Here is a 9,444-nt window from a genome sequence, read left to right on the forward strand (position 1 = left end):
CCAGGAGGAGGGCCCGGGCGGGCAGTTCGCGCTGCTCTGAGGCCCCCGGGGCGGTCCGCGAAGCGGCGCCGCCCACCCGGAGGCCGGACGCCGCGGCTCCCCCGGCCACCGCCGGAAGGCACCCCCGGCTGCGCGCCCCCGGGCGCCATGCGCCGCTGCTCCCCGGCGCCCCCAGGCGCCGGGCGCCGCCGAGCGGGCACCACCGAGCGGGCACCACCGAGCGGGCACCGCCGGCCGGGCACCGCCGGGCGGTCGCCGCCGCTCCGGGCCCGCCCTCAGGACCACCCCGTCAGCAGCCGGGACACGGCGCGGTCGAAGACGTCCGTCATGTCCGTGCCGGCGGCGGTGACCGGGGTGCCTTCGGTGAGGGCCGCCGTGAGCCGCGGGTACTCCCCCGTCGCCAGCCGGGAGCCGAGCCAGGCCGTCCGTACGCCTTCCTCGGCGGCCTCGCTCCAGGGCAGCGAGCGGGCCCGTTCGGCCAGGGCCAGTTCCCCGGCCACGAAGGTGGCGACCATGCCGTTGACGGACGCGATCAGCTCCAGCTTCTCGGCCCCGGACGCCTCCAGCGGCTCCAGGCAGGCCAGGCTGTGCTCCAGGTACCGCAGGGCGTTGGGGCCGAAGCCGTAGACCGGGCTCAGCAGCCGGGGCAGCCAGGGGTGGCGCTGCATCAGGGCGCGGGTCTGCCGGGCCAGGGCGAGCAGGTCCTCCCGCCAACGGCCGCTCGGCGCGGTGAGGTCGTACTCGCCGCTGACCGCGTCGACCATCAGCTCGTACAGGTCCTCCTTGCGCGGGACGTAGTTGTACAGGGACATCGTCCCGGCGCCGATCCCGGCCGCCACCCGCCGCATGGAAACGGCCTCGATCCCCTCCGCGTCGGCGATCCGTACGGCCTCGGCGGCGATCGAGTCGCGGCTGTGCGCGGGCCGGGGCCCGCGGCCCGCCCGCTGCGGACGGGCCCAGATCACTTCGGGTTCAGCGGGGCGCCCGCCGGCTGTCATCGGTCACATCACCTCGTCGTTCGTCTCCGCCCCATCTTAGTTACGTACACCGTACGTATTGCGGTAGGGTGCGGCGCATGACGACTACGTACGCTGTACTTAGTGAGGGTCTGGAGAAGCACTACGGCGAGGTGCACGCCCTGCGCGGGCTCGACCTGGCCGTGCCGGAGGGCACCGTCTGCGGACTGCTGGGCCCCAACGGCGCGGGCAAGACCACCGCCGTGCGGATCCTCACCACGCTCACCGCCCCCACCGCCGGACGCGCCCTGGTCGCCGGCCACGAGGTCACCGCCGACCCGGGCGCCGTACGCCGCGCCATCGGCGCCACCGGCCAGTACGCCTCCGTCGACGGGGACCTGACCGGCCGGGAGAACCTCCGGCTGTTCGCCCGCCTCGCCGGACTGCGGGGGCGGGCCGGGCGCGAGCGCGCGGACGAGCTGCTGGAGCGCTTCGGCCTCGGCGAGGCCGCCGACCGGGTGGCCACCACCTGGTCGGGCGGCATGAGGCGGCGCCTGGACCTGGCCGCCGGCCTCGTCACCCGCCCCCGGGTGCTCTTCCTCGACGAGCCCACCACCGGGCTGGACCCGGCGGCCCGCGAACAGATCTGGACAGCGGTGCGCGACCTCGCCCACGAGGGCACCACCGTGCTGCTGACCACCCAGTACCTGGAGGAGGCCGACCGGCTCGCCGACGACATCGTCGTCGTGGACCGGGGCCGGGCCCTCGCCACCGGAACCCCGGCCGGCCTCAAGGCCCGGATCGGCGCCCGCGCCGAGGTCACCGTCGCCGGACCGGCCGCCCTCGCGGGCGCCGCCGTGGTCCTCGACCAGCTCACCGGAGGCCGCCCCGCCCTGGACGAGGAGCGGCTCACCGTCGGCGTGACCGTGCTCGACGGCGCGCTCACCCTGCCCCGGATCATCCGCGAGCTCGACACCGCCGGGGTCCCCGTGACCGACGCGAGCCTGCGCCCGCCCACCCTCGACGAGGTGTTCCTGCGCCTCACCCGGACCCCCGCCGCCCCCGCGGACGACAAGGAGCACGCGGCATGACCACCCTGCTGTCGGACGGCGGCGCCGTCCTCACCCGCCAGCTCCAGAAGGCCCGGCACGCCCCGGCCCTGCTGGTGCTGACCCAGACCATGCCGATCGCGATGCTGCTCTTCTTCGGCTACGTGTTCGGCAGCGCGCTCGCCATGCCGGGCGCCGAGTACCGCGAGTTCCTGGTGCCCGGGCTGCTCGCCGCGACCGCCGCGAACGGCCTGATGACCGGCATGTTCACGGCCGCGCAGGACGCCCACCGGGGGGTCATGGACCGCTTCCGGACGCTGCCGATGAGCCGGGCCGCGGTCCCGCTGGGGCAGACGGCCGCCGACCTGCTGACCACGGCGGTGTCGATGGTGCCGCTGATGCTGGTGGGGCTGGCGATGGGCTGGCGGGTGGAGAACGGCCTGCCCGGGGCCCTGGGGGCGCTCGGCGTGCTGCTGCTGTTCCGGTTCGCCGCCGCCTGGGTGGGCACGTACCTGGGGCTGGTGAGCCGCAGCGAGGAGGCCGCGGGCCAGCTCGGCAGCGCCACCTTCGTGCTGCCGATGCTGTCCAGCGCGTACCTGCCGACGGCCGGACTGCCCGGCTGGCTGCGGACGGTCGCGGAGTGGAACCCGATCAGCGCCGTCGCCACCGCCGTACGGGAGCTGTGCGGCAACGCGGGCGGCGCGGCCGCGGCCCCGGGCGCGGCCTGGCCCGCGTCCCATCCGGTGGCGGGCGCGGTGCTGTGGTCGCTGCTGCTCCTGCTCCTGTTCGTGCCGCCGGCCACGCGCCGGTTCGCGCGCGGCCGGGGCTGAGGGCGGGTCAGGACCCGGCCCCGCGACGGCCGTCAGGGCAGCGGCGTGAGGGGCACCTGCACGGTCACCGGGACCGTCTCCGTGTGCAGGTTGCCGTCCAGGGCGTCCGTCAGGGACGTCTGGGTGTCGGCGGTGAAGCGGCAGCCGACGACGGCGATCCCGCACACCCGGTAGCGGACGACGACGGAGGCGGTGGCGCCGGAGCGGATCGAGCCGACCGTCTGCGGCACCGGGCCGAGCCGGGTGATCCCCGGGCTCGTGGGCGGCGCGTCGAGCAGCTTGACGTTGAACGCGTCGCCGGGGCCGGTGTTCCGGATCCGGTACTCCACGCTGAGCGTGCGGGAGAGGTAGTTGCCGAGGCCGCCCCAGTAGGCGCGGCGGGTCACGGCCACCTGCGGCTGGAGGAGCGAGACGGAGCCCGTGAGGCTCAGGCTCCACGGCTTGCCGCTGCCGGTGGTGACGTCGGCCGCCACGCCGAACGATCCCGTGCCGGAGGCGCCCCGGTAGGCGTTCGCCGGGGCGGAGTCCGGGACGACGGTCCAGGTGCCGGACCCCGTCACCGTGGTCCCGTCGTACGAGAGGGTCGGGGAGGAGCAGGTCCCGCTCTTCAGGGCCAGGGTCAGGGTCCCCCGGGCGTTGGACAGGGCGACCCGGGCGTCGTCCTCGGGGAGCGCGGCCTGGGTGGCGCCGACCCGGAACGGCAGGCTGACGCCGAGCTGGGAGGCGAGCGAGGAGAAGACACCCGGGTTCAGCGAGGCGCTGCCGGTGAGCAGCCGGCCGTCGGTGAGCGGGCCCGGGGAACAGGCGGGGGCGCTGGTGACGACGCCGGCCGCACTGGAGGCGCTCACGTTCAGCGGGTCCGGGACGCGGCCCGCCGCACCGGCCGGCGCCGTGGCCACCGCCGCCCCCGCCAGCAGCGCCATCACCACGGCCGCCGTTCGCCGGACTGCGGAGCGGGCGGGGGTTGCGGCGGCGGTCGGGGCTGTCATGGGCGACCCTTCGGTGCGGCGCCAGGGCGGACGCCCGCACCTTACGCATACAATCCGGGCATTCCGCCGGACTTGAGCTCCGGACACGGGTGACAGACCCGGCTTCCACCCGGTAGGCAGACCCCATGGCTACCGAACCCCTCCCCCTCGCCGGCCTCACCGTGGTCGCCGTCGAACAGGCCGTCTCGGCCCCCTTCGCCACCCGCCAGCTCGCCGACCTCGGAGCCCGGGTGATCAAGGTCGAGCGGCCCGACGGCGGCGACTTCGCACGCGCCTACGACACCGCCGCCCAGGGCCTGGCCTCGCACTTCGTGTGGGCCAACCGCGGCAAGGAGTCCGTCGCCCTCGACCTGAAGGACCCGCGCGGACTGGAGGTGCTCCACGGCCTGCTGGAGGGTGCCGACGTCTTCGTGCAGAACCTCGCGCACGGGGCCGCCGCCCGGCTCGGCCTCGACGCGGCCGCGCTGTGCGCCCGTTACCCGCGCCTGGTCGCCGTGGACGTCTCCGGCTACGGCCCCGAGGGCCCGTACGCCCACAAGCGCGCCTACGACATGCTCGTGCAGTGCGAGGCGGGGCTGGTCTCGGTGACCGGCACTCCGGAGCGGCCGGTGAAGGCGGGCATCCCGGCGGCGGACATCGCGGCCGCCATGTACGCCTTCTCGGGGGTCCTCGCCGCCCTGCTGCGCCGTGGCACCACCGGGCGCGGCGGGCCGGTGGAGGTGTCGATGCTGGACGCGCTCGCCGAGTGGATGGGCCATCCGCTGCACCACACGATGCACGGCGGGGAGCAGCCCGTACGGACCGGCCTCGCGCACGCGGTGATCGCGCCGTACGACGCCTACCCGACGGCCGACGGGGACCGGGTGCTGCTGTCGGTGCAGAACGACCGGGAGTGGCGGCGCCTCGCGGTCCGGGTGCTGGACCGGCCGGACCTGGCGGAGGACCCGGCGTACGCGACGAACGCCGCCCGCACGCGGGGGCGGGAGAAGACGGACGCGGTGGTGGCGCAGGCCCTCGGCCGGCTCGGCGCGGACGAGGCCGTGGCGCGGCTGGAGGCGGCCGGGATCGCCTGTGCGCGGCTCAACTCGGTGGCCCAGCTGGCCGGGCACCCGCAGCTGGCGGCACGGGACCGCTGGCGGGAGGTGGATTCGCCGGCCGGCCCGCTGCGGGCGCTGCTGCCGCCGATCGGGCTGCCGGGCGGCGCGGAACCGCGGATGGGTGCGGTGCCCGCGCTCGGCGAACACACCGACGCCCTGCTGCGCGCCCTGGGGATGACGGGCGCGCAGATCACGGCACTGCGCCGGGACGGTGTGGTCGCCTGAGGCCGGGGTGGCGCCGGGGGTTCCCGGAAGACGCCGGACGGGGGGACGGGGCCGGGTCGCAGCCGGACGGGGGACCGGCTGCGCGGACGGTCAGGTGCGGCGGCTGCCGAAGAGCGTGCGCCGCAGCCTGCGCAGCGGTGCGAAGAGCGCGACGCGCGCGCTCCGGCTCCGCTGGACGTGGGTGTGGTCGCGCGAAGTGAGCTCGCGCATCAGCAGGGTCGCCTCGGCCACCTCGTGGCGCGGGGCGGCGGGACCGCCCAGCACGGCGAGGTGGCGGTCGAGGCGCGAGCTGACCGCGCTGCTGCCGCAGGTGATGGCAGGCACGCGGGGCGGCCTGCTGCGCATCGTTATCTGTTCCATGTCTCTCCCCACCCGTACGAGGGCACCCGGCCCGGGCAGGGTAACCCTATCGCCCCCGCAACGCCCGCGGGTATCCCGGTGGTGTGAATTACCCCTGTAATTACGGGTAGTTGACGATTACTCAGCGGAGTCGACCGTCACTCTCCGTGCCATCGGGTCGACTTGGGGGACCTCGCGCAGCAGTCGGTGACAGTGTCGTCACGACGGGGGCCGACCGGCACGTACTGCGCTAACTTGGAGTGATCACCCGGTGACGCAGGGGGGCTCGCGTGAACGGTAACGAAAGCGGGGACGCCGGGCGTGTCATCGCCGGCCGGTACCGGCTGCTCGGCCAGTTGGGGCGCGGCGGCATGGGTGTGGTGTGGCGGGCCCGTGACGAGGTGCTGGGCCGCGAGGTCGCCGTCAAGGAGGTGCGGGCCCCCGCCGGGCTGGACGCGGCCGAGGTCGAGCGGATGTACCGGCGGCTGGAGCGGGAGGCGTGGGCGGCCGCCCGCGTCTCGCACCGCGGGGTGGTCACGGTCTACGACGTCGCGAGCGAGGAGGGGCGCCCGTGGATCGTGATGGAGCTGGTGCGCGGTCTCTCCCTGGCGGAGGTGCTGGAGGGCGAGGGCCCGATGAACCCCCAACGGGCCGCGCACATCGGCGAACAGGTCCTGGCCGCACTGCGCTCCGCGCACGGGGCCGGGGTGCTGCACCGGGACGTGAAGCCGGCCAACGTGCTGGTCGCCAATGACGGCCGGGTGGTGCTGAGCGACTTCGGGATCGCCCGGCTGGAGGGCTCCGCCGCGCTCACCATGACCGGCGAGGTGGTCGGGTCCCCCGAGTTCCTGGCCCCGGAGCGGGCGCTCGGGAACGAGCCCGGCCCGGAGTCGGACCTGTGGTCGCTCGGGGTGATGCTCTACGCGGCGGTCGAGGGGGTCTCGCCCTTCCGCAAGGACACCCCGCTGTCCACCCTGCAGGCGGTCGTGGACGCGGAGTTGCCCCCGCCGCGCCGGGCCGGGCCGCTGGAGCCCGTGCTGGAGGGGCTGCTGCGCAAGGATCCGGCCGAACGGCTCTCCGCCGCGGAGGCCGCCCGGATGCTGCGGATCGTCGGCGCGGGCGGGGCGGTACGCGACCCCGGCGGGCCCGGTGTCGGGGGCGGGGGCGGACGCGCCGACGGTCGCCGCGCGGGCGGGATCCGGGGGCGGGGCCGGGATCCGGGGCGGGCTACGGGCAGACCCCGCCGATGCCGATGCCGATGCCGATGCCGGTACCGGCACCCGCGCCGGAAGCCGGGGGCGGCTCCCGCGGGCCCGCGGGGGCGGTGCTGACCCTCGGGATCGTGGTGCTGCTGCTGGGGCTGGTCCTGCTGGGGTGGCTGCTGCTGCGGGACACCTGGGGCGGGGAAGGGCCGGGAGGCACCCCCTCGCCTTCGGCGTCGGCGTCCTCTTCTCCCTCTGCGTCGGCGTCCGCTTCGGCCTCGGCATCGGCCTCCGCGTCCGCCAGTGCCACCGCCGCGCAGAGCGTCACCCTGTACGCCCACGCCACGCGCCCCGAGTACCGCGGGAGCTGCCCGCCGGCCGAGGCGGCCGCGCCCGCCTTCACCGGGACGATCGAGGTGGCCCGGACCCCGGCGGTGGTGGAGTACCGCTGGGTCCGGCGCGGTGCGGGCGGGGGACCCGCCTCCGACTGGCAGAGCATCGTGTACGAGGAGGGCGGGGCGCGCACCCGCCAGCTGAACCACACCGAGCCGGGCGATCCGGCGGGCGCGAGCTTCCGCGACGCGGTCCGGCTGGAGGTACGGGCGCCGGCGCAGACGGCTTCGGCGTGGCTGGAGTACTCCCTGACGTGCGTGAAGGAGACCCCGACGGGCGGGGCCTCCTCCCCCGGTTCCCCCGGGCCCTCCGGTTCCCCGGCCGGGACGCCGACGCCGACGCCCGCGCCCACACCGAGCGCGGGCGTCAGCCCCTAGGGACGTGTCCCGCGGATCAGACGCTGCCGGAGAAGACGGGCAGGTAGCCGCCGGACTGCCCGGCGGCCGTGGGGTGGTACGACTCGCCGATGTTGGCCCAGTTGACGCTGTGCAGCCAGGCACTGCCGGAGCAGATCTCGTGGCCGGTGAACGCCCCGACGACCGAGGCGAAGGTGTAGCCGTGGTCGGCGGCGCGCTTGGCGATGGCGGCGTTGAGGTAGTCCGCCGCGCCGTTGATGGCGGAGCGTTCGCCCTCCGTCAGGCCGGCGACGCAGGTGCCGTTCAGCTTGTAGAAGCGGGGATAGCCGATGACGACGACCTTGGCGGAGGGGGCGCGGCCCCGGATCGCGTCGTAGACCTGGTCGAGCCGGCCGGGGAGGGTGGTGTCGACGTACCGCTTGGCCTCGTTGACGCGGTTGACGCAGGTGGATTCGGACTGCAGGACGCAGGTCGTCATCACGTCCGAGAACCCGGCGTCGTTGCCGCCGACGGTGATGCTGACGAGGTCGGTGCCGGAGTTGAGGGGGCCGAGCTGGCCCGAGAGCACGTCACCGGTGCGGGCGCCCGAGCACGCGGTGAAGGAGAAGGTCTGCGGGGAATGGGCGGCGGCCCACAGGGCCGGGTAGGCGCGGGTGGTGCGCTTGCAACTGCCGCTGGAGCTGTCGTAGTTGCCGGCGCCGACGCCGGAGGAGTACGAGTCGCCGAGGGCCACGTAGCCGAAGTCGGCCTGCGCGGCGGACGCCTGGCCGGCGCCGAACAGGGCGGCGCCCGCGGCGAGTAACAGCGAGGAGGTCAAGGCGGCGAAACGCGACATTCTCATGCTCATGGGTGTGCGGCTCCTTGTGGGGGGGTTACTACTGAGTCCGTGGTACAAGCAGCCGGGCCCGGCCGGAAGTGTCCATGCCAAGAATGTTCGGGGCGGGAATCTTCACCCCGAGCCGGGTTTGAAGGGGGAACCCGTCCACCCGATCCGGCGAAACACAGGTGCGTCGGGGCAGTTCGTGCCGGATCATGGGCGCCATGCCAGCAGACCCGCATGACGCGCTGCCGATCCGGCTCCATGTCGACGACAGCGACTCACCGTCGGATGTCGTCGACGCGCTGTTCCTCGGCCGGTTCGCGACCGGCGAGCAGCCGTACGCGCAGAGCGTCACGATCGAGCGGGTGAAGGCGGAAGCCACCCTGCTGCCCCCGCGCGCCACCGTGCTCCGCGCGGCCCGCGACACCGACCGCAGCGCCACGCTCGCCGAGGGCGAGGGCTGGACGGTCCTGGTCTCCCGCTGGAGCCGGGGGGCGGACGTGACCGTGACGGCGGTCAGCGACGAACTCGCGGAGAAGGTGCTCGGCCAGGCCACGGAGGGGGCGCGGGACGAGCCCGAACCGCAGCCGGAGAACGTCACGATGGGCTTCTGGTACGTCTCCCCGCGCCGCGGCCCGTACCGCACGACCCGGCAGATCTCCGCGGGCACGTGGGAGGACGTCCGGCCGAACTACACGGCGCCGGTGGCGCTGGCGATGGACCGGCTGATGAAGGTCACCCCGGACGACATCGCCGGCCGGCTGCTCCTGCTGCACGGGCCGCCCGGCACCGGCAAGACCTCGGCGCTGCGCACGCTGGCCCGGTCGTGGCGGGACTGGTGCCAGGTGGACTGCGTCCTGGACCCGGAGCGGCTGTTCAACGACGTGGGCTACCTGATGGACATCGCCATCGGCGAGGACGAGGGCACCGCGAAGGGCCGGTGGCGGCTGCTGCTGCTGGAGGACTGCGACGAGCTGATCCGCGGCGAGGCCCGGCACACGGCCGGTCAGGCGCTTTCGCGGCTGCTGAACCTGACGGACGGTCTGCTGGGGCAGGGCCGCAACGTCCTGGTCGGCGTCACGACGAACGAGGACCTGGAACGCCTCCACCCGGCGGTGGTCCGCCCGGGGCGGTGCCTGGCCCGCATCGAGGTCGGCCGGCTGACCCACCGGGAGGCGGTGGACTGGC

Annotated in this window: 10 protein-coding genes; 6 read left to right on the plus strand and 4 right to left on the minus strand. The window is 75.1% G+C overall.

Annotated elements, in window-relative coordinates; all coding sequences use genetic code 11:
- Positions 1 to 275: 275 nt before the first annotated feature.
- Entirely contained in the window at positions 276 to 998 is a 723-nt protein-coding gene (locus SSNG_RS07750) for a TetR/AcrR family transcriptional regulator C-terminal domain-containing protein (protein WP_007263251.1), read from the minus strand.
- A 77-nt stretch (positions 999 to 1,075) separates the two neighbouring features.
- Between SSNG_RS07750 and SSNG_RS07755 the strand changes: the two genes are divergently transcribed.
- Positions 1,076 to 2,047 carry a daunorubicin resistance protein DrrA family ABC transporter ATP-binding protein gene (locus SSNG_RS07755; RefSeq protein WP_007263252.1) on the plus strand — a complete coding sequence of 324 codons (972 nt, stop codon included), beginning with the start codon at positions 1,076 to 1,078 and terminating at the stop codon, positions 2,045 to 2,047.
- Positions 2,044 to 2,835: an ABC transporter permease gene (locus tag SSNG_RS07760; protein ID WP_007263253.1), complete on the plus strand. Its 792-nt coding sequence runs from the start codon at positions 2,044 to 2,046 to the stop codon at positions 2,833 to 2,835. Before SSNG_RS07755 ends, SSNG_RS07760 begins: the two co-directional genes overlap by 4 nt.
- Before the next feature lie 32 nt (positions 2,836 to 2,867).
- On the opposite strand, the gene SSNG_RS07765 is transcribed toward SSNG_RS07760, so the two are convergent.
- Entirely contained in the window at positions 2,868 to 3,824 is a 957-nt protein-coding gene (locus SSNG_RS07765) for a hypothetical protein (RefSeq protein ID WP_129593289.1), read from the minus strand.
- Between the two features lie 125 nt (positions 3,825 to 3,949).
- Between SSNG_RS07765 and SSNG_RS07770 the strand changes: the two genes are divergently transcribed.
- Positions 3,950 to 5,146, plus strand: a complete 1,197-nt coding sequence (locus SSNG_RS07770; protein WP_007263255.1) for a CaiB/BaiF CoA-transferase family protein — start codon at positions 3,950 to 3,952, stop codon at positions 5,144 to 5,146.
- A 90-nt stretch (positions 5,147 to 5,236) separates the two neighbouring features.
- On the opposite strand, the gene SSNG_RS07775 is transcribed toward SSNG_RS07770, so the two are convergent.
- Positions 5,237 to 5,506 carry a hypothetical protein gene (locus SSNG_RS07775; protein WP_007263256.1) on the minus strand — a complete coding sequence of 90 codons (270 nt, stop codon included), beginning with the start codon at positions 5,504 to 5,506 and terminating at the stop codon, positions 5,237 to 5,239.
- Positions 5,507 to 5,775: 269 nt separating this feature from the next.
- On the opposite strand from SSNG_RS07775, the gene SSNG_RS42925 reads away from it, so the two are divergent.
- The gene (locus tag SSNG_RS42925) at positions 5,776 to 6,816 is read left to right on the plus strand and encodes a serine/threonine-protein kinase (RefSeq protein WP_007263257.1); all 1,041 of its coding nucleotides are present in this window, start codon (positions 5,776 to 5,778) and stop codon (positions 6,814 to 6,816) included.
- 11 nt (positions 6,817 to 6,827) lie between these two features.
- Positions 6,828 to 7,457 (plus strand): hypothetical protein, encoded by a 630-nt coding sequence (locus tag SSNG_RS42930; RefSeq protein WP_129593290.1) that lies wholly within the window; start codon positions 6,828 to 6,830, stop codon positions 7,455 to 7,457.
- Positions 7,458 to 7,473: 16 nt separating this feature from the next.
- Here SSNG_RS42930 and SSNG_RS07790 read toward each other — a convergent pair whose 3' ends face one another.
- Positions 7,474 to 8,277, minus strand: a complete 804-nt coding sequence (locus SSNG_RS07790) for an SGNH/GDSL hydrolase family protein (protein ID WP_007263259.1) — start codon at positions 8,275 to 8,277, stop codon at positions 7,474 to 7,476.
- A 191-nt stretch (positions 8,278 to 8,468) separates the two neighbouring features.
- On the opposite strand from SSNG_RS07790, the gene SSNG_RS07795 reads away from it, so the two are divergent.
- Positions 8,469 to 9,444 (plus strand): DUF5925 domain-containing protein (locus SSNG_RS07795; protein WP_007263260.1); only part of this gene is annotated, 976 nt, incomplete at its 3' end.

Origin of the sequence: Streptomyces sp. C (genome assembly GCF_000158895.1) — a bacterium.
Lineage (GTDB): Bacteria > Actinomycetota > Actinomycetes > Streptomycetales > Streptomycetaceae > Streptomyces > Streptomyces racemochromogenes.

Coding starts and splice junctions, on each gene's coding strand:
- SSNG_RS07750 (WP_007263251.1), bottom strand. CDS start 998: ATGACAGCCGGCGGGCGCCCCGCTGAACCCGAAGTGATCTGGGCCCGT.
- SSNG_RS07755 (WP_007263252.1), top strand. CDS start 1,076: ATGACGACTACGTACGCTGTACTTAGTGAGGGTCTGGAGAAGCACTAC.
- SSNG_RS07760 (WP_007263253.1), top strand. CDS start 2,044: ATGACCACCCTGCTGTCGGACGGCGGCGCCGTCCTCACCCGCCAGCTC.
- SSNG_RS07765 (WP_129593289.1), bottom strand. CDS start 3,824: ATGACAGCCCCGACCGCCGCCGCAACCCCCGCCCGCTCCGCAGTCCGG.
- SSNG_RS07770 (WP_007263255.1), top strand. CDS start 3,950: ATGGCTACCGAACCCCTCCCCCTCGCCGGCCTCACCGTGGTCGCCGTC.
- SSNG_RS07775 (WP_007263256.1), bottom strand. CDS start 5,506: ATGGAACAGATAACGATGCGCAGCAGGCCGCCCCGCGTGCCTGCCATC.
- SSNG_RS07790 (WP_007263259.1), bottom strand. CDS start 8,277: ATGAGAATGTCGCGTTTCGCCGCCTTGACCTCCTCGCTGTTACTCGCC.